Here is an 18180-nt window from a genome sequence, read left to right on the forward strand (position 1 = left end):
GTCGCGCCCCCGACCTCCACGCAGCCCTCGACCGCATCCGAAGCGCCCTCACCGGCTGAGCTGAACGGCTGGTTCCGATCAGGATCCTGCGAAGGGGGTCAGCAGGAGTTGCTCGCGTTGAACATCGACGGTGTAGCGGAACCGGTCCAGGTGCTCCCTGCCGATGAGACCGTCGTGGATGATGCTCTGGAAGAGCACCCGCGGGTTGTCCTGTCGCAGCTGTGGTGTCGACGCGAAGTGGATGCCGCCGTCCAGTTGCCCTCGATGACGCACCCACTCGTACCCGGTACTACGCCCGCTGACGCTGTCGAAGCCGGCTCCCAGGTGGTCGGCTGCCCCGCCCGTGGTGGGGCGCCGAGCGAACACTGACGAAGGTCGGGTGAGCCCTGCGGCGCCTCAGGTGAGCACCGCCAGCACGGCCGCCGCGACGAGCGCGCAGGTGCCGAGGGCCAGGCGGGCGGCGGTGCCCCAGTCCGAGCCGGTGGCCAGGAGTCGTCGCCAGTGTCCGGCGGAGGCACGCAGCGGCGAGGCGGACAGGTCGTGCTCGTGGAGCGAGGTGGTCGACATGAGCCCTCCAGGGGAAGTCGGGTCATCCACCGATGCCCGCCCCGACGCCCCGATACACCACCCGGAGGGGTGGAGTTCACCTGGGGGTGCGCTCAGGTGGTCAGGTCCCGCAGGTCGTCGGCGTCCACGATCCGGTAGGCGTACCCCTGCTCGGCCAGGAACCGCTGCCGGTTCTGCGCGAAGTCGGCGTCGACGGTGTCGCGGGAGACCACCGTGTAGAAGTGCGCGGTCTTGCCCTCGCTCTTGGGTCGCAGCAGCCGGCCCAGCCGCTGGGCCTCCTCCTGGCGCGACCCGAACGAGCCCGACACCTGGATCGCGACCTCGGCCGAGGGCAGGTCGATGGAGAAGTTCGCGACCTTCGAGACCACCAGCAGGCCGACTTCGCCGGTGCGGAACGCCTGGAACAGCCGCTGCCGCTCCTTCACGGGGGTGTCGCCCTTGATGACGGGAGCGTCGAGCTTCTCGGCGAGCTCGTCGAGCTGCTCGATGTACTGCCCGATCACCAATGTGGGCTGGCCAGGGTGCTGGGCGACCAGGTCGCGCACCACGTCGATCTTGTGGTGGGTGCACGACGCCAGCCGATAGCGCTCCTCCGGCTCGGCCGTCGCGTAGGCGAGCCGCTCGGCCGTCGGCAGGGTGACCCGCACCTCGACACAGTCCGCGGGCGCGATCCAGCCCTGCGCCTCGATGTCCTTCCACGGGGCGTCGTAGCGCTTGGGCCCGATCAGCGAGAACACGTCGCCCTCGCGGCCGTCCTCGCGCACCAGCGTCGCGGTCAGCCCGATCCGCCGCCGCGCCTGCAGGTCGGCGGTCATCCGGAAGATCGGGGCCGGCAGCAGGTGCACCTCGTCATAGACGATCAGGCCCCAGTCGCGGGCGTCCAGCAGCTCCAGGTGCGGATAGACGCCCTTCCGCTTGGTCGTCAGCACCTGGTACGTCGCGATCGTCACCGGCCGGATCTCCTTGACCGCGCCGGAGTACTCGCCGATCTCGTCCTCGGTCAGCGAGGTGCGCCGCACCAGCTCGTCCTTCCACTGGCGCGCCGAGACCGTGTTGGTCACCAGGATCAGCGTCGTCGCCTGCGCCTGCGCCATCGCGGCCGCACCGACCAGGGTCTTGCCGGCCCCACAGGGCAGCACCACCACCCCCGAACCGCCGTGCCAGAACGACTCCGCGGCCTGCCGCTGGTAGTCGCGCAGGTGCCACCCGTCCTCGGCCAGCGCGATCGCATGCGCCTCGCCGTCGACGTAGCCGGCGAAGTCCTCGGCCGGCCAGCCCAGCTTCAGCAGCGCCTGCTTGAGATTGCCGCGCTCGGAGGGGTGCACGGCGACCGCGTCGTCGTCGATGCGGGCGCCGAGCATGCCCTGCACCTTCTTCGCCCGCAGCACCTCTTCGAGCACCGGCCGGTCGGTCGACGACAGCACCAGCCCATGGGTGGGGTGCTTCTCCAGCCGCAGCCGGCCGTAGCGGGCCATCGTCTCGGCCACGTCGACCAACAGCGCGTGCGGCACGGCGTAGCGGCTGTACTCCAGCAGCGTGTCGACCACCTGCTCGGCGTCGTGCCCCGCGGCCCGCGCGTTCCACAGCCCCAACGGCGTGAGCCGATAGGTGTGCACGTGCTCCGGAGAGCGTTCCAGCTCCGCGAACGGTGCGATCGCCTTGCGGCAGTCCGAGGCGCGCTCGTGCTCGACCTCCAGCAGCAGCGTCTTGTCGGACTGGACGATCAGGGGGCCGTCGTTCATGCGGTCCTCGTGCTCATGCGGTGGCCTCGGCCCGTTGACGGGCGCGGTACGCCGCGACGTTGGCCCGCGAGGAGCACCGGTCCGAGCAGTAGCGGCGCGAGGCGTTCGGGGAGGTGTCGACGAAGACGTTCGTGCACGGAGTAGCCGCGCACACGCCCATCCGGGTCGGACCCAGGTCGATCACCAGCGAGGCCAGTCCCATCAGCGCCTCGCCCATCAGAAGCTCGGCGACCGAGGCCGACTTCGACGCGGCGTGCAGGTGGAGGTCCTGCCCGTCGTGGGAGGCGATCCGCGGTGTGATCGGGTGGCGCACTAGCAGCTCGTTGAGCAGGTCGACCACCTGCTGCGCGTCGTCCGCGGCGGACGCCTCGAACACCGGGCGCAGCTCGCGCTGGAACCGCCGCAACACGATGCAGTCGCGGTCGGTGCTGACTGCGTGCAGCCACTCCCGGCCGGCGAGGTACGCAACGAGCGCGTCGACGTCGGGCAGGTCCGCGTTGAGCAGCCCCGCCGACTGGTCGGCGTACCGGAGGAAGTCCACGCCCTCGATTCTACGGACGCTCCTCCACCGGGCTGACCGTCGTGATCCGGTGGACGGCGAACGTGCGCACGTCGTCGCTGCGCCGGTCGAACGCGGTGAGCCGCCCGCCCTCCACGGTCTTCGGCTCCACCACCCGCTCGCTGCTGCTGCCGTGGTTGTCGACGTAGCGGATCAGCACCGGCCGGCCGGTCTCGACGGCCTCGCGCAGCAGCGCCAGCGAGCCGCTCGGAGACAGCGGCGCAGCAGGAGCCGCGGGACGGGTCTCCGCGACCCGGTCGCCGGCCCGCACCGCGGTGACCACCGCAGACACCCGCGCTGCGTCGCGGGCGCGCCCCACGGCGGCCCCGCCTCGTCGGTGCTCGCGCGGCGTCCGCGCCCGCAGCTGGTCCGGTCGGGCCACCCGCACGGTCCCGTCCGCCGCCTCCACGACGGGTGCCGCGCCGAGCTCGCGCAGCCGGGGGAGCAGCACGTCGATCGGGGTGTCGCAGACCAGCACGGTCGGCGCGATCCGGCGCAGCCCGAGCGACGCGGCCTTCGGATGGTGCAGCAGCTCGGTCAGCGACGCCTCGTCGTCGGCCCGCAGGAACGCCTCCGCGGCGCCGACCCGGATCGCCCCGAAGGTGCGCGCGGTGTCGTCGACGAGATAGCTCAGCGGCTGCGGCACCGGCGTCCGCGACACCGACGCGAGGAAGTCGTGCACCTCGACCGCCGACCAGCCCAGGTCGAGCGCCCGCCGCACCGACCCCGGCGAGAACCGGTAGACGGTCGCGCCGCCACGGGACTCGACATCGGCCACCAGCTGCAGCCGCCGAGCCAGCGACGACTCCAACGGGCCCGGGGCCACCGCGGTCAGGTCGGCCTGCACCAGCACGTGGTCGACCGGCGACGGCATCAGCTCCGCGAGCCCGGCGCGGGCCGCGGCGTCGTCGCCGGCCAGCCAGGCGCGGGCGGGGGAGGAGACGGCGTCGAGCCCGGTCACCCCGAGCGCCGCGGCCTCGGCCAGCGTCCACGCCACCTGGTCGGCACGGGTGCGTGGCCGGCGCGGCCGCTGCCAGGACAGCCGAGCGACGAGCGACGGCGGTCCGGTGCCCGCGGCCAGCGTGAGACCCGGCGCCAGCTCCGCCAGCGCGGCCAGCACCATCGCCCGGGTCTCCGGCAGCATCCGGCTCGCCAGATCCGGGGTCAGGGCGTTCCAGGTGCGGCCCTGCGGATCCCGGGTGCCCACCAGTGCCGGCATCCGCGGGCTGTCGCGCCAGGCCCGCACCAACGTGAGCCACCGCTCGGCCGGCTCGGTGGCCAGCCAGGCATCGAAGGCGTCGGTCGGCAGCCACGACGCGGTGCCGTCGGCGCCGGACCCCGTCGCGAGCAGCCCGGCGGCGGACGCCGCCTCGACCAGCAGCGCCGCGGTCGCCTCGTCGACGTGCAGGTGCAGCGCCGCCGCCTTCAGGTCGCGGACCGCCAACCCGCCGTTGCGCAGCGCGCCGGGAGGCGTCGTGCTCCAGTGGTCCAGCAGCAGCTCGACCCGGCGTACCGCCTCGAAGGCCGCGCCCGCGGCCGCACGGTCGACCAGGGCGGCCGAGCGCTCCGAGGTCGCCAGCTCGGGCAGGTCGTCGACGGGCTCGACGGTGGTGCACCCGCCGCGGAGGGCGAGACCGACCTCTCCGGGCAGCACCACCACGCCACCGCCGCGGGGCACCAGCAGCTGGCGTGACAGCAGCTCCTCGGCCGGTGTCGCGGCCTCGTCGGGCAGCACGGTGTGGCGCGAGGTGCCCGTCGTCGCCTCGCCACCCTGCTCGGCCACGTGCTCGAGCAGGGCCCGGGCCGGCGCCGAGATCTCCGCCAGCCGCCGGCCCACCTCCGCGACGGACGGTGGCTCCGCCGACCGCGGCCGCAGGCCGCTGACCGGCGCCTCGCGGACTCCCGCGAGCCCGTCGGCGACCCCTGTCAGCGCACGCAGACCCGTGGTTGACTCCCACGCCAGGGCGAGGTCCAGCAGGTGGTCCAGCGCGGTGCTGACAGACTCCGGGTCCGCCCGGACGATGTCGGTCAGGCCCGAACGTGTGGTTTGGCCGGCGACGACGAGGGCATCAAGGACGAAGAGCTCGAGCCGGTTCAGCCCGTCGAGAGCACGCAGAACAGATGACCGGGTGGCCGCACGCGAGGCCAGCTGGCCGGAGTCGTGAGGGGCGGGAGTGGCGAGATCGGGACGCTCGAGGAGCAGTCGGGACAGCCGATCGTCCGACCAGCCACGCAGCTGGTCGGCGAGGGATCGGAAGCCGCTCGACCTGGCCATCCCCCCAACGCTATCCCCCGTCCCCGCGCAGGCGGAGCGGCGGCGGTGACCGCCGTCGAGCTCCACCATGGCGCGGCGAGCGACGTAGGCCTGGTGCGCGAGGTCAACGAGGACTCCTACCTCGCGACCCCGCCGGTCTTCGTGGTCGCCGACGGCATGGGCGGCCACGACGGAGGCGACGTCGCCAGCCGGATCGTGGTCGAGGAGTTCGGCCGGCTGGCCACGAACGGCTACGACCCCGAGCACGGCGCCGCCGTGATCGCCGAGACGCTCCAGGCCTGCCAAGGCCGGATCGTCGAGTACGCCGCCGCGCAGCGCGCCCGGGGAGCCACCGGCTTCCGGGCCGGCACCACCGCGGTCGTCGCGATGCTGGTCGAGGACGCCGGCACCCCGCAGTGGCTGCTCGCGAACCTCGGCGACTCCCGGGCCTACCGGTTCCGTGACGGCGAGCTCGACCAGGTCAGCGTCGACCACAGCCTCGTGCAGGAGCTGGTCGACTCGGGGGCGATCACCGAGGCCGACGCCGCGGTGCACCCGGAGCGGCACGTGATCACCCGCGCCCTCGGCGTCCCCGAGCACCGCAACGACGCCCGGGCCGACTACTTCCTGCTGCCGCTGCCGTCCGCCGAGCGGCTGCTGCTCTGCTCCGACGGGGTCAGCGGCATGCTCGAGGCGGCCGAGATCGCCGAGATCCTGGGTCGCCTGGAGGACCCCCGCGACGCCGCGGACGCCGTCGTCGCGGCCGCGGTGGCCGCGGGCGGCAGGGACAACGCGACGGCGGTCGTGGTCGATGTGGTGGGATTGGTCCGTCAGGACGCCTACGACGCCGAGCGTCAGCGCGGGAGCCTCGAGGAGAAGCTGGGAGCGTTGCCGTGAGCGAGCCGAGCACCTGGGAGCGCGAAGGCGCCGCCCGGTCCTTCCAGCCCGGGGACTGGTACGCCGTCCTCGGACCGCACGTGGTCGTGTTGCTGCCGCCGTCGCAGCGGCAGCGAGCCGCCGCGACCTGGTCCGCGGTGGACGCCGGCGCCGGGTTCGACGAGGTCCTCGACGCGGTGCTGGCCGACGGGCTGCGCGGCCTGCCGGCCTTCGCGCTGGTCGGCCGGCGCGACCCGGCGCGCTCGGCGGTCACCGCGCTGTTGCGCGGACCGGTGCGGGCCTCGTTCACCGCCGACGGCGAGACCGTGGCCGTCGACGGCGATGCGGCCGTCACCTGGGTCGAGCGCACGTTCGCCACCGTCCAGGAGATGGTGTTGGTCGCCGAACCGGTCGCCGCCGGGCCGCAGCTGCCCGCCGGCGACGGGCTGGTCCGGGTCTCGCGCCTCCAGCAGCCGGCCGCCGCGGCCGTTCCCGAGCCACTCCCCGAGCCGCTGCCCGAAGCGCTCCGGGTCCCCGAGCCCGAGCCGGAGCCCGCGCCGCAGGAGGCCAGCGGACTCGACCTGGTCGAGGAGCTGCTCACCGAGCCGGTCGTGGTGCTGCCCGAGCCCGACGACCTGCCTCCGGTGCCGCCGCCGGCCCCGGGCGGTGCCGCGGTGCCGCCTCCGCCCCCGTTCCCGCCACCGGCCTTCGACGCCGATCAGGCGGGCGACCACGACGGCCTGACCGAGACCGGCCGTGGGCCTGCGGTGGAGCCGTCGCCGGCGACGAGCCGGCCGGTCGCGCGGTTGGCGTTCTCGCACGGCGAGACCGTCGATGTCGACCGCCCGGTGGTGATCGGCCGCGCCCCCGAGGCCCGCCGCTTCGAGCCGCACGACCAGCCGCGGCTGGTCACCGTGCCGAGCCTGCACCAGGAGATCTCGGCGACCCACGTCGAGGTGCGACCGGGCGCCGGCGCCGACCACGGTCTCGCGGTGGCGACCGACCTGGGCTCGACCAACGGCACCGTGGTGGTCCAGCCAGGACTCGGACCGGAGGAGCTGCGTCCGGGCATCCCGGTCCAACTCCTTCCCGGTGCGGTCATCGACCTCGGCGACGGCGTGACCGTCCACGTCACCAACCCCTGACCCGCCCGTGGAACCGATGTCCGAGCTCCCGCCCGCGCCCGTGGACCGGCGCTTCTACGCGTTCGTCGTCGACCGGCTGGCCGCCTGGGGCCTGTACGCCGCCGCGGGCGCCGCTGCGTACCTCCTGCTCGACGACGTCTGGACCACGGTCGCCGTGGTGGCCGGCGTGGTGGCGGCGGTGGGCCTGGCCTCGGCGCTGGCGCTGGGCCTGCGCGGCACCTCGCTCGGCAAGGCCGCGCTCGGGCTCAGGCTGGTGGATCCGGCGACCGGCCGTCCGGTGGGCGTGCCGGCGGCGCTGTTGCGCACCCTGCTGCTCGGTGCGGCCGCGCTGCCCACCCTGGGTCTGGCGACCGCAGCCCTCGCCTGGACCGCGCTCGCCGATCGCTCCGGGCGCCGCCGCGGCGTGCACGACCTGCTCGCCCACGGCCTGGTCGTCGACGAGCGGCCACCTCCCGTCGAGGAGGTCGAGGCGGAGGCGGCGACCCAGCAGGTCGTCAACCTGACCGCGATGCGGCTGATGCCGGCCCCCTCGATGCCGATGATGCCGGCGACCCCGGCGACCCCGGTGGCCGCCACGCCGCCGTCGATCCCAGCGACCCCGGTGGCCGCCTCGCCCCCGTCGGTCCCAGCCACCCCTCGGGCACCGGTCCCGGCGCCTGCGGGCCCACCGGGACCGCCCCCCGGCGAACCTCCAGCGGCCCCCGGCAAGCGGCAGCGGCTGGGGTGGCCGCTGCTGCCCGCACCGACGTCGCCGCCCCCGCCTCCGCCGTCCGGGGCGCCGGGGGCCCACGCCGCCCCGCCCGGAACGGCGTCGCCTGCGTCCCGCCCGGGCGGGCACCGCACTCGTGGCGGCCGGCGCCGGGCCGAGACCACGGCCGAGCGCGAGGCCGGGCAGCGTCCGAACGCGGCCACCCGGTGGCGGGTCAGCTTCGACACCGGCGAGTCGCTGGTGGTGGAGGGCCTCACCCTGGTCGGCCGGCGCCCCGAGCCGCGCCCGGGTGAGCCGGTGCGCCACCTGATGCCGCTGCGGTCGCAGGACATGTCGCTGTCGAAGACGCACGCCCAGCTGCAGGTCGCCGACGACGGCGTGCTGGTGGTGCTCGATCGCGGCTCGACCAACGGCACCTTCCTGGTGCGGCAGGGCGCGGCGCGTCCGCTGCCCGCCGGACGCGGGACCAGCCTGGCCGACGGCGACCGGGTGCGGTTCGGCGACCGCGAGATGAGCGTCTCCCGCGAGGGCTGAGGCGGCCGGGACGCTCCGGGCTCAGCGCCCGAGCAGCACCGGCACCCGGGTCACCGTGCCGGTGGCACCGCGCCAGACCACCCAGCCGTCGTCGACCGGGCGCACGGTCGCGGTGTCGTCCACGCGGATGGTGTAGTTCGCGCTCTCGCCAGGGCCGAGTCGGACGGCGGCCGGGGTGACGGTGACCGTGTGGTGGGCGAAGCCCCTGACGTCGACGGAGAAGTAGCGGGCCCGCGGCAGGGTGTTCGTGACCGTGCGTCGGGCCCTCGGTGGTGCCGGGGCGCAGCAGGACCGAGGGGGTGTTGAGCCGCACCCGGCCACCTTCGAGCCAGGCGCGGTAGTCGCCGGCGTCCAGCTCGTGCACCAGACCGGGGCGGTTGGCGCGGGCTGCGTTCACGCTGCCCGCACCGGAGCGCAGCACGGAGGTGGCCCGGACCCGGCCGGCGGAGCCGACCAGCGCCGAGCGGACGGTGGTGGCCGGCCAGTCGGGGTGCCGGGAGCGGATCAGGGCGGCGGCGCCGGCCACCCGGGCGGCCGCCGCGGAGGTGCCGGTGAGGACGTCCCAGCGGTCGGCGCGGACCCGGGCCGGCACCGCCGCGACCACGCCGACGCCACCTGCGACCAGGTCGGGCTTCACCACGCTGGCGGCCGGGTCGCCGCCACTGGACCAGGGCGCCACCCCGGGCACGCTGCGCTGCCGGCCGGCGGGCTCCACCCGCACCCGGCCCGCGGGGTGCTCGGCCAGCCAGCTGCGCAGGCGCTCGGCCCCGGACCGGTCGAGATGCACGGTCGGGACGCTGTGGAAGTCGGGGTAGGTGGAGCCGGGCCCGACATTGGCGAGCACCATGCCCACGCCGTCGGCGCGGTGCACGGCGGCCGACTTGTCCACCCGCCCGACCTGGCCGCGCTCGCAGAGGACGACGGCCCCGGCGACCCGGGCGGCGTCGAGCGAGCCGGGGGCGCAGATCCGGGCGTCGTCTCTCTGGGCGCCGGGGGCGGGCGCGTCGGCACCCACCACCAGGCGCGCCGGGCCGACCGCGGCGCGGGCGGCGCTGGCTCCGGTCAGGGTCAGGCCGGGGGCGGTCACCCGGCCCAGCCGGCGGGCCCGGGTCGCGGCGCCCACCGTGGTCACCCACGGGCTCGGGTGGCCGGCGAAACGGCGGGCTCCGGCGTTGCCGGCGGCGGCGACCACGACGACGTCGGACTCGGCCGCGCCGAGCAGGGCGCGCTGGAGCGTGTCGAGCTCGCCGGAGGCGGAGACCGCGAGGGTCAGCACGTCGACGCCGTCGGCGACCGCGTCGTCGACGGCGCTGACCAGGTCGGCCGTGGAGCAGCCGTCGTCGGCGGGGTCGGGCGCGGTCCAGCAGGCCTTGTAGGCGGCGACCCGGGCCTGCGGGGCGGTGCCGGAGAACCGGCCGTAGCGCCGCCCGGCGACCCGCACGGTCAGACCGGGGTTGCCGGCGGCCAGTGAGGCCACCTGGGTGCCGTGGCCGTGGTCGTCGCGGACGGAGAGCGCGTCGGTGCTGCGGACCCGCTCCTCGCCGAACCCGGCGGCGTACCACCGGGCGGAGACCAGCTTCGCGTCGCAGCTGCTGGTGCTGAACTGCTCCCCGGGCTGGCAGTCGCCGTCGAAGTCGGCCGGTCGGCGTCCCAGGCCCGGCGCGTCGCTGAACAGTGGACTGTCGGGGTCGATGCCGGTGTCGACGACCCCGACCACGACCCCGGCGCCACCGCGGGTGCGCGCCCGGGGCTGGGGCTGGGTGGCCACCCGCTCGGCGGCGGCGAGCCGGTGCACGCGGTCGCGCTCGACCAGCGCCACGCCGGGCTGCGCGGCCAGCTCGTCGGCCTGGCGCGCGGTCAGCCGGACGGCGACACCGTTGAGCGCCGTGGTCCACCGGTAGACCGGGGCCGGGGCGCCGACCGCGGCGAGGGCGTTCGTCTGCTGCTGATGGGCGCGGAAGCGGGCCAGCGGTCCGGGCAGCCGGTCGTCGTCCGCGGCGCCGGGACCGACCAGCGTGACCAGATAGAGGTGGGTGGGTCCCGCCTTGGCAGCCGGGGCGGGAGAGGCGGGGGCGGCGGCGGACGGGGCTGCGGCGGGCGTCAGCATGGCCGCGGCCGCGAGCAGCGCCACGGCCGGCCGCGCCAGCGTCGGTCCCAGCTTGCCTGCCATGTCGACTCCACACTCCTCTCGGCGCGTCCGGTCCCCCGCCGCCAGCGGAGGGGACCGTCCATTGTGCCCCACCCGTCTCCGCAGTGACAGGCGTTCGTGCAGCGGCATCTGGTTGGCGACCCCCGGCAGCCCGGGCCTAGGCTTGGGCGGCGCAGAGCAGCTGCGCGGTCCAACGCACTCGTAGGAGAGATCAGCCGTGCCCACTGGCAAGGTCAAGTGGTTCGACGCCGAGAAGGGCTTCGGCTTCCTCTCGCAGCCCGACGGTCCCGACGTCTACGTGCGGTCCGAGGCGCTCCCCGAGGGCGTGACCACGCTCAAGGCCGGCACCCGGGTGGAGTTCGGCATCGCCCAGGGACGGCGCGGCGACCAGGCCCTGCAGGTGCGCGTCCTCGACGCCCCGCCGAAGGTCGCGCGGGCGCAGTCGCACGCCCGTCGCAAGCGCCCCGAGGAGATGGTCCCGATCGTCGAGGACCTGATCCGGATGCTCGACGGCGTCGGCGAGAGCTACCGGCGCGGTCACCACCCCGATGGCCGCACCGCCGCCCCGGTGGCGAAGGTGCTGCGGGCGCTCGCCGACGAGCTCGAACTCTGACCGGGCCTACCTGACGCCCTCGGCGACGCCGTGCGCGGTGCCGTCGGAGGCGACGGGCCGGGCCCGGGCCGCGTTGCGCGGGCCGTTGGCGAGCACGAACACGGTCCAGGCGGCCAGGGCGGCCGCGGCCACGCCGAGACCGAGGCGCGGTGGGTCCAGGGGCAGCGCGATGCCGACGAACCCGCCGGCCACCCAGGCCAGCTGGAGCAGGGTGTCGCTGCGCGCGAAGGCACTGGTCTGCACGCGCTCGTGCACGTGGCGCTGGATCGTCGAGTCCAGCGAGACCTTGGCGAGGTACTGCGCCAGGCCCGCGGTCAGGCCCAGCAGCGCCGCGGTCAGCACGCCGTAGAACAGCGCGGCGACCAGCGCCATCGAGGCCGCGGCGACGAGCGTGACCACCACGGTGACGGCGGGGTTGATCTTCTTCACCAGCGACGCGGTGACGATGCCCAGGGTGTTGCCCAGGCCGGCGGCGCCGATGACGAGCGCCAGCAGCCACTCGGTGCTCCAGCCGCCGATCGGGTTCTCCCGGAGCAGGAAGGCCATGAACATCGTGAGGAACCCCGAGAGCCAGCGCGGACCGCAGTTGGCGCGCAGCGCGAACGCGACCGGCCCCGGGATGCGCACCTTCCGCCGCCCCTTGCGGCCGGTGCTCGCGCCGCCCAGGAAGACCATCTCCTCCTCGCCGGCGCTGGAGTCGACCTGGGCGGGCAGCCGGATCGCGGCGATGGTGGCGATCACGAACAGCACGAAGGCGTAGCGCAGCGCCCACTCGGAGCCGACGGTGGCCGCGAGGCCCGCGATCGGCGCGGACACGACGGTCCCGACCACGCCCGACAGCGACACCCGGCCGTTCGCCTTGACCAGCGTGAACTCCTCGGGCAGCAGCCGGGGCACGGCCGCGGCCCGGGTGACTCCGTAGGCCTTCGAGGCGACCAGCACCCCCAGCGCCGCCGGGAACAGCCACACCGACTCGGTGGCCACCGCCCCGGCCAGCACCCAGCAGAGGAAGGCGCGCACCGCCATCGTGGTGCCGATGGCCCACCGCCGGCCGTGGCTGAACCGGTCGAGGAACGGACCGATCAGCGGCGCGACGATCGCGAACGGGAGCATGGTCAGGCCGAGGAACAGCGCGACCTGGCCCCGGGCCTCGCCGGTCGGCACCTGGAAGAACAGGGTGCCGGCCAGGGAGATCGCCACCGCGGCGTCGCCGGCGGTGTTGAACGCGTGCATCTCGAGCAGGCGGTTCAGCCCGGACTTGCCGGCGCCCTGGGCGCTGGCGGCGCGGCGCGCCTGCTGGACGGTGTAGCGGCCGGCCCGTCCGGTGGCCCGCGCGGCCCCGCGCACGCCCCGCGCGGTGGCCCGCGCCGACGTGCCGAGGCCCCGGCCGGGGGAGTCCGGTCGCGGATCGCTCATGGGCACCATCCTGCCCCCTTCCGGGGGGTCGGAGGTCACCAGGACACGGCCCGGCCTGACAGGGATGCCCGCCATGGGTCATGATTTCGCGCGTGATGACTCTCGTGCGCCCCAAGCCCGACGCCGCTGCCGTGGCCGCGGTGGACGCGGCTCGTGCCGCGCTGGTCGAGGAGGTCGACGCCGCCGACGTCGGTGAGCACCTCGGCCACGTGGTCGAGGGCGAGCGCGTCGTCACCCACCAGTTCGCCTGCACCCGCCCCGGCTACGTCGGGTGGCGCTGGTCGGTGACCGTGGCCCGGGCCCCCCGGCAGAAGCACGTCACGATCGACGAGATGGTGCTCGTTCCCGGCGACGAGGCCATCGTCGCCCCGCCGTGGGTCCCCTACCGCGAGCGCATCCAGCCCGGCGACCTCTCGCCGGGCGACCTGCTGCCGGTCGCCGACGACGACCCGCGGCTGGTGCCGACCTACGCATTCGGCGACGACCCGCTCGACCCGGACGAGAAGGCCCAGATCCGCACGGTCGCGAAGGACCTCGGGCTCGGCCGGGTGCGCACGCTCTCGCCCGAGGGCCGCGAGCTCGCCGCGCAGCGGTGGTACGACGGCGACGCGGGGCCGGGCTCGCCCCTCGCCCAGTCCGCGCCCGACCAGTGCCACACCTGCGGGTTCCTGACCCGCCTGAACGGGCCGCTCTCGGAGCTGTTCGGCGTCTGCGCCAACGGTGACGCCAACGACGACGGACGAGTGGTCTCGTTCGACCACGGCTGCGGGGCGCACTCGGAGGTGCGGCTGGCCAAGCGGCACGAGCCGCAGCCGCTGCCGGAGCCGGTCGTCGACACGATCAGCCTCGACGACCTCGACCCGCTGGGGTGACCCCGCTCGGCTGAGCCTCCTGGTCAGTGCCGCCGCGCGGCCTCGCGCGCCTTGCGCCGCCGGCGGCAGTACTCCACGCCGAACGCGCCGAGCCCGAAGCCGGCCAGGCAGGTCCACAGCCACCACAGCCGGCCGTCGTCCTCGAGGCTGCCGTAGAACGGCAGCAGGGCGACGAAGGCGACCAGCCACAGCAGGGTGCCGACCTCGACGGTGCGCACGCCGTCGACGTCGAGCGGTTCGACGTCGGCGACGAAGAAGGTCCGGTTGCCGATCTCGTGCCGATCCGGCTGCTCGTCGCGCAACTCCACACGGCCACGCTAGTGCACCGGCGTCACGGGCGGCGCGGGGCTCTATGCTGCCGCCCCGTGAGCACCACGAGTCCTGAGTCCTCGGTCGTCGACCGCTTCTTCAAGATCAGCCAGCGCGGCTCCACCGTCGGCCGTGAGGTGCGCGGCGGCATCGTCACGTTCTTCACGATGGCCTACATCATCGTGCTGAACCCGCTGATCCTCGGCTACGCGACCGACGCCGACGGGCAGGTCCTCGGCGGCGGCACCGAGCCCGGGGCGAACATCGCGATGATCGCCGCGGGCACCGCCCTGGTCGCCGGCGTGATGACGATCCTGATGGGGGTGGTCGCCAACTTCCCGCTGGCGCTGGCCACGGGGCTGGGCCTGAACGCGTTCGTGGCGTTCTCGATCGCCTCGCAGATGACCTGGGCCGACGCGATGGGCCTGGTCGTGATCGAGGGACTGGTCATCCTGGTGCTGGTGCTGACCGGCTTCCGGGAGGCGGTCTTCCACGCGGTGCCGGCGCAGCTGAAGATCGCGATCTCGGTGGGCATCGGCCTGTTCATCGCGCTGATCGGGTTCGTCGACGCCGGCTTCGTGCGCCGCGTCCCCGACGCGGCGAACTCGACCGTGCCGGTCCAGCTGGGTCTCGGTGGACAGCTCGAGGGCTGGCCGGTGGTGGTCTTCGCGCTCGGACTGGTGCTGGTGATCACGCTGTGGGTGCGCGGGGTGCGCGGCGCGATCCTGCTCTCGATCGTGCTCACCACGGTCGTGGCGGTGGTCGTCGAGGCGCTGCTCGACCTGGGCCGTGCGGGCGCCGAGAACCCGACCGGCTGGGGCCTGACGGTCCCGGCCTGGCCCGACGACCTGTTCGCGATGCCCGACTTCGGCACGGTCGGCGAGTTCTCGCTGCTCGGCTCGTTCTCCTCCGCCGGCATCGTCACCGCGATGCTCCTGGTCTTCACGCTCATGCTGGCCGACTTCTTCGACACGATGGGCACGATGACCGCGATCGGCGCCGAGGCGGACCTGCTCGACGAGGAGGGGGCGCCGCCGAGCACCCGGCGGATCCTGGTCGTCGACTCGATCGCGGCGGCCGCGGGCGGCGCGGCCGGCGTCTCGTCGAACACCTCCTACATCGAGTCCGCGTCGGGTGTGGGGGAGGGGGCCCGCACCGGCCTCGCGTCGGTGGTGACCGGCGTGCTGTTCCTGTGCTCGATGGTGGCCGCGCCGCTGGTCGGGATGATCCCCTCCGAGGCCGCGGTTCCGGCGCTGGTGCTGGTCGGCTTCTTGATGATGCAGCAGGTCCGCGGCATCGAGTGGGCCGACGCCGAGATCGCCATCCCGGCGTTCCTCACGATCGTGCTGATGCCGTTCACCTATTCGATCTCGGTCGGGATCGGCGCCGGCTTCCTCGCGTTCGTGCTGATCAAGGTGGTCCGCGGCAAGGCCCCCGAGGTGCACCCGCTGCTGTGGCTGATCGCGGCGCTGTTCCTGGTCTACTTCGGGATCGACCCGATCACCGACGCGCTCAGCTGAGCCGGTCGCCGACGGCCCGGGTGACCATGCTCACCCGGGCCGTCCGTCATTTGCGGGAATCCTTAGCAGAAGTAATGAGTTACGCTAACGATATGCCTTCCGCCCAGCAGACCGTCCGCAGCGACGCCGGCCTCGCCTCCGAGCTGCGGCTCGCCGTGATGCGGCTGCGGCGCCGGCTGGCGGTCGAGCGCGACCCCGCCAACGAGCTCAGCATGAACGCGATGGCCGTGCTCGGGGCGCTGCACCGCAGCGGCGACCTCACCTTGGGAGAGCTGGCCGCCCACGAGCGGGTGCAGCCGCCGAGCATGACGCGCATGGTGAACGCCCTCGAGGAGGGCGGCTACGTCGCGCGCCGCCCACACGACACCGACGGGCGGCAGGTCGTGGTGGCGCTGTCCGACCTCGGCCGCCGGACCCTGCTGGCCGACCGTGCCCGCCGCGACGAGTGGCTGGCCTGCCGGCTACGCGGCCTCGCGCCCGACGAGCGCGCCCTGCTCCGCAAGGCCGCCCCGCTGCTCCAACGACTCGCCCAGGAGGACTGAGAACCACTTGAGCCCCACCTTCCGCTCGCTCGCGAACCCCAACTACCGCAAGTACGTCGCCGGGAGTGCGGTGTCGAACACCGGCACCTGGATGCAACGGGTCGCGCAGGACTGGCTGGTGCTCACGCTCCCGGGGGGCAACGGGACCGCGCTCGGCATCACCACCGGGCTGCAGTTCCTGCCGGTGCTGCTGCTCTCGCCGTACGCCGGGGTGGTCGCCGACCGCTTCCCCAAGCGCCGGCTGCTGCAGCTGACCCAGCTCACCATGGCGCTGGCCTCGTTGGCGCTCGGCGTGATCGCGGTCACCGGGGCCGCCGAGATCTGGCACGTCTACCTGATCGCGTTCGTGTTCGGGATCGGCGCGGCGTTCGACGGTCCCGCCCGGCAGTCGTTCGTCTCCGAGATGGTGGAGCCCGACGACCTCACGAACGCGGTGGGCCTGAACTCGGCGACGTTCAACGCGGCCCGGCTGCTCGGGCCGGCGATCGCGGGCCTGATGATCGGCGCGCTCGGCGGCGGTGCCACCGCCACCGGCTGGGTGATCCTGCTCAACGCCCTGTCCTACGGGGCGGTGATCTGGCAGCTCCAGCGCATGGACATCCGGCTGCTGCACTCGCCGGACCCGGTCGCCCGGGTGCCGGGCGCGCTGCGCGAGGGGGTCGCCTACGTGCGCAGCCAGCCACGCATGGTCCTGGTGCTGATCATGGTCTTCTTCGCCGGCACCTTCGGCATGAACTTCCAGATCACCTCGGCGCTGATGGCCACCGAGGTCTACGGCAAGGGGGCCAGCGAGTTCGGCCTGCTCGGCTCCGCGCTGGCCGTGGGATCGCTGACGGGGGCGCTGCTGGCGGCCCGGAGGGTGCGCATCCGGCTGCGGCTGCTGGTCGGGGCGGCGCTCGGGTTCGGTGTCGCCGAGATCGTGGCCGGGGTGCTGCCCAACTACGTCACGTTCGCGGTGTTCGCCCCGGTGATCGGCTTCTTCACGCTGACCCTGCTCAACTCCGCCAACGCGACCCTGCAGCTCGAGTCCGACCCCGCCTTCCGGGGCCGGGTGATGGCGCTCTACATGACGATCGTGATGGGCGGCACGCCGATCGGGTCGCCGATCATCGGCTGGATCGGGGAGAGCCTCGGTGCCCGCTGGACCCTGGTAATCGGTGGCGCGCTGACGATTCTCGGGGCCCTGCTCGCCGTGGCGGTCTTCACCAGGCTCGACGCGCCCGCCCGAGGGGGCTTGCGGGCCGTTTTGACCCCTGCTAACGGGCCGGGTAGCCTTTTTCCTCGTGTCTGGGACAACCAGGCCGTTGCGCGTGCTCGGAAACTGTAGGCGGATCAGGCCGTCGACACATCCCCACGTCAGCTCCTGCCGAGGACCAGTCTCACGGTGGGCGACACGCCCGACCTCGGGGGCGAGCGGCGCCGGTTGAACCAGCACCGCCCGGACACGCAGCATCACCACCGTGCGCGGCAGATCGCCGAGCACTGAGAGCCACGAAGAAGGGGAACCGCCCGGTGCCCACCATCCAGCAGTTGGTCCGCAAGGGCCGCCAGGACAAGGTGTCGAAGAACAAGACGCCTGCCCTCAAGGGTTCGCCCCAGCGACGCGGTGTGTGCACCCGCGTCTACACCACGACCCCCAAGAAGCCGAACTCCGCCCTGCGCAAGGTCGCCCGTGTGCGCCTCTCCAGCGGCGTCGAGGTCACGGCCTACATCCCGGGCGTCGGCCACAACCTCCAGGAGCACTCGATCGTGCTCGTGCGCGGTGGCCGGGTCAAGGACCTCCCCGGTGTCCGCTACAAGATCATCCGCGGCACGCTCGACACCCAGGGCGTGAAGAACCGCAAGCAGGCTCGCAGCCGCTACGGAGCCAAGAAGGAGAAGAGCTGATATGCCGCGCAAGGGTCCCGCTCCCAAGCGGCCGATCGACGTCGACCCGGTCTACGGGTCGCAGCTGGTCACCCAGCTCGTCTCCAAGGTGCTGCAGGACGGCAAGAAGCAGGTCGCGCAGCGCATCGTCTACACCGCGCTCGAGGGCTGCCGCGAGAAGACCGGCACCGACCCGGTCGTGACGCTCAAGCGCGCGCTCGACAACGTCAAGCCCGCCATCGAGGTCAAGTCCCGCCGCGTCGGCGGTGCGACCTACCAGGTCCCGATCGAGGTCAAGGGCACCCGCGGCACCACGCTCGCGCTGCGCTGGCTGGTCGGCTACGCCCAGGACCGTCGCGAGAAGACGATGGCCGAGCGGCTCATGAACGAGATCCTCGACGCCTCCAACGGCCTCGGTGCCGCGGTGAAGAAGCGCGAGGACACCCACAAGATGGCCGAGTCCAACAAGGCCTTCGCCCACTACCGCTGGTGACCGGCCCGGGGCCG

The 18180-nt window shown here is 74.0% G+C and carries 17 protein-coding genes and 1 pseudogene; 10 read left to right on the forward strand and 8 right to left on the reverse strand.

The genetic code is table 11. The features are described from left to right. Positions 1-78: 78 nt before the first annotated feature. From D6B71_RS22495 to D6B71_RS23830, 5 genes are all read right to left on the reverse strand, one after another. Positions 79-273 carry a hypothetical protein gene (locus D6B71_RS22495; protein WP_126688291.1) on the reverse strand — a complete coding sequence of 65 codons (195 nt, stop codon included), beginning with the start codon at positions 271-273 and terminating at the stop codon, positions 79-81. A 123-nt stretch (positions 274-396) separates the two neighbouring features. Further along, on the reverse strand, positions 397-567 hold the full coding sequence (locus tag D6B71_RS22870) for a hypothetical protein (protein WP_164519696.1): 171 nt from the start codon (positions 565-567) through the stop codon (positions 397-399). Positions 568-659: 92 nt separating this feature from the next. Continuing rightward, positions 660-2309: a DNA repair helicase XPB gene (locus tag D6B71_RS15395; protein WP_121256617.1), complete on the reverse strand. Its 1650-nt coding sequence runs from the start codon at positions 2307-2309 to the stop codon at positions 660-662. Positions 2310-2322: 13 nt separating this feature from the next. Beyond that, on the reverse strand, positions 2323-2850 hold the full coding sequence (locus D6B71_RS23555) for a CGNR zinc finger domain-containing protein (RefSeq protein WP_121256619.1): 528 nt from the start codon (positions 2848-2850) through the stop codon (positions 2323-2325). Positions 2851-2860: 10 nt separating this feature from the next. Next, on the reverse strand, positions 2861-5143 hold the full coding sequence (locus D6B71_RS23830; RefSeq protein ID WP_121256622.1) for a helicase C-terminal domain-containing protein: 2283 nt from the start codon (positions 5141-5143) through the stop codon (positions 2861-2863). A 45-nt stretch (positions 5144-5188) separates the two neighbouring features. On the opposite strand from D6B71_RS23830, the gene D6B71_RS15410 reads away from it, so the two are divergent. Genes D6B71_RS15410 through D6B71_RS23835 form a run of 3 tightly spaced genes read left to right on the forward strand, consistent with a single transcriptional unit; the run spans position 5189 to position 8386 of the window. Next, entirely contained in the window at positions 5189-6019 is an 831-nt protein-coding gene (locus D6B71_RS15410; protein ID WP_121256624.1) for a PP2C family protein-serine/threonine phosphatase, read from the forward strand. Next, positions 6016-7143, forward strand: coding sequence for an FHA domain-containing protein (locus D6B71_RS15415; protein WP_121256626.1), 1128 nt, complete (start codon positions 6016-6018; stop codon positions 7141-7143). The genes D6B71_RS15410 and D6B71_RS15415 overlap by 4 nt, the downstream gene beginning before the upstream one ends. A gap of 16 nt (positions 7144-7159) precedes the next feature. Further along, positions 7160-8386, forward strand: a complete 1227-nt coding sequence (locus D6B71_RS23835) for an RDD family protein (protein WP_121256629.1) — start codon at positions 7160-7162, stop codon at positions 8384-8386. 439 nt (positions 8387-8825) lie between these two features. Here the strand turns inward: D6B71_RS23835 and D6B71_RS23185 are convergent. Beyond that, a pseudogene (locus D6B71_RS23185) lies at positions 8826-10664 on the reverse strand (S8 family serine peptidase); the annotation flags it as partial. An 88-nt stretch (positions 10665-10752) separates the two neighbouring features. On the opposite strand from D6B71_RS23185, the gene D6B71_RS15430 reads away from it, so the two are divergent. After that, positions 10753-11148, forward strand: coding sequence for a cold-shock protein (locus D6B71_RS15430; RefSeq protein WP_121256634.1), 396 nt, complete (start codon positions 10753-10755; stop codon positions 11146-11148). Positions 11149-11154: 6 nt separating this feature from the next. Here D6B71_RS15430 and D6B71_RS15435 read toward each other — a convergent pair whose 3' ends face one another. Further along, the gene (locus tag D6B71_RS15435; protein ID WP_121256636.1) at positions 11155-12564 is read right to left on the reverse strand and encodes an MFS transporter; all 1410 of its coding nucleotides are present in this window, start codon (positions 12562-12564) and stop codon (positions 11155-11157) included. A 95-nt stretch (positions 12565-12659) separates the two neighbouring features. Here D6B71_RS15435 and D6B71_RS15440 point away from each other — a divergent pair, with 95 nt between their 5' ends. Further along, a complete protein-coding gene (locus tag D6B71_RS15440) occupies positions 12660-13436 on the forward strand; it encodes a DUF3027 domain-containing protein (RefSeq protein ID WP_240641463.1) in 777 nt (258 codons plus the stop codon). A gap of 23 nt (positions 13437-13459) precedes the next feature. Here D6B71_RS15440 and D6B71_RS15445 read toward each other — a convergent pair whose 3' ends face one another. Further along, positions 13460-13744, reverse strand: coding sequence for a DUF2530 domain-containing protein (locus D6B71_RS15445; protein WP_240641447.1), 285 nt, complete (start codon positions 13742-13744; stop codon positions 13460-13462). 57 nt (positions 13745-13801) lie between these two features. Between D6B71_RS15445 and D6B71_RS15450 the strand changes: the two genes are divergently transcribed. From D6B71_RS15450 to rpsG, 5 genes are all read left to right on the forward strand, one after another. Continuing rightward, the gene (locus tag D6B71_RS15450; RefSeq protein ID WP_121256642.1) at positions 13802-15265 is read left to right on the forward strand and encodes an NCS2 family permease; all 1464 of its coding nucleotides are present in this window, start codon (positions 13802-13804) and stop codon (positions 15263-15265) included. Positions 15266-15357: 92 nt separating this feature from the next. Next, a complete protein-coding gene (locus tag D6B71_RS15455) occupies positions 15358-15807 on the forward strand; it encodes a MarR family winged helix-turn-helix transcriptional regulator (RefSeq protein ID WP_240641448.1) in 450 nt (149 codons plus the stop codon). A gap of 7 nt (positions 15808-15814) precedes the next feature. After that, positions 15815-17134 (forward strand): MFS transporter, encoded by a 1320-nt coding sequence (locus tag D6B71_RS15460; RefSeq protein ID WP_121256647.1) that lies wholly within the window; start codon positions 15815-15817, stop codon positions 17132-17134. A 185-nt stretch (positions 17135-17319) separates the two neighbouring features. Further along, complete coding sequence (gene rpsL, locus D6B71_RS15465; protein WP_011757353.1) at positions 17320-17694, forward strand: 30S ribosomal protein S12; 375 nt, start codon at positions 17320-17322, stop codon at positions 17692-17694. Position 17695: 1 nt separating this feature from the next. Continuing rightward, positions 17696-18166, forward strand: coding sequence for a 30S ribosomal protein S7 (gene rpsG, locus D6B71_RS15470; protein WP_121256649.1), 471 nt, complete (start codon positions 17696-17698; stop codon positions 18164-18166). The last annotated feature ends 14 nt before the right edge of the window (positions 18167-18180 follow it).

This window comes from Nocardioides ferulae, from assembly GCF_003660455.1.
Classification (GTDB): Bacteria; Actinomycetota; Actinomycetes; order Propionibacteriales; family Nocardioidaceae; genus Nocardioides; species Nocardioides ferulae.

Bases quoted from the DNA above. Each gene is read 5' to 3' on its own strand.
- D6B71_RS23830 (WP_121256622.1), bottom strand. From the start codon at position 5,143: ATGGCCAGGTCGAGCGGCTTCCGATCCCTCGCCGACCAGCTGCGTGGC.
- D6B71_RS15435 (WP_121256636.1), bottom strand. From the start codon at position 12,564: ATGAGCGATCCGCGACCGGACTCCCCCGGCCGGGGCCTCGGCACGTCG.
- D6B71_RS23835 (WP_121256629.1), top strand. From the start codon at position 7,160: ATGTCCGAGCTCCCGCCCGCGCCCGTGGACCGGCGCTTCTACGCGTTC.
- rpsG (WP_121256649.1), top strand. From the start codon at position 17,696: ATGCCGCGCAAGGGTCCCGCTCCCAAGCGGCCGATCGACGTCGACCCG.
- D6B71_RS15440 (WP_240641463.1), top strand. From the start codon at position 12,660: ATGACTCTCGTGCGCCCCAAGCCCGACGCCGCTGCCGTGGCCGCGGTG.
- D6B71_RS22870 (WP_164519696.1), bottom strand. From the start codon at position 567: ATGTCGACCACCTCGCTCCACGAGCACGACCTGTCCGCCTCGCCGCTG.
- D6B71_RS15395 (WP_121256617.1), bottom strand. From the start codon at position 2,309: ATGAACGACGGCCCCCTGATCGTCCAGTCCGACAAGACGCTGCTGCTG.
- D6B71_RS15455 (WP_240641448.1), top strand. From the start codon at position 15,358: ATGCCTTCCGCCCAGCAGACCGTCCGCAGCGACGCCGGCCTCGCCTCC.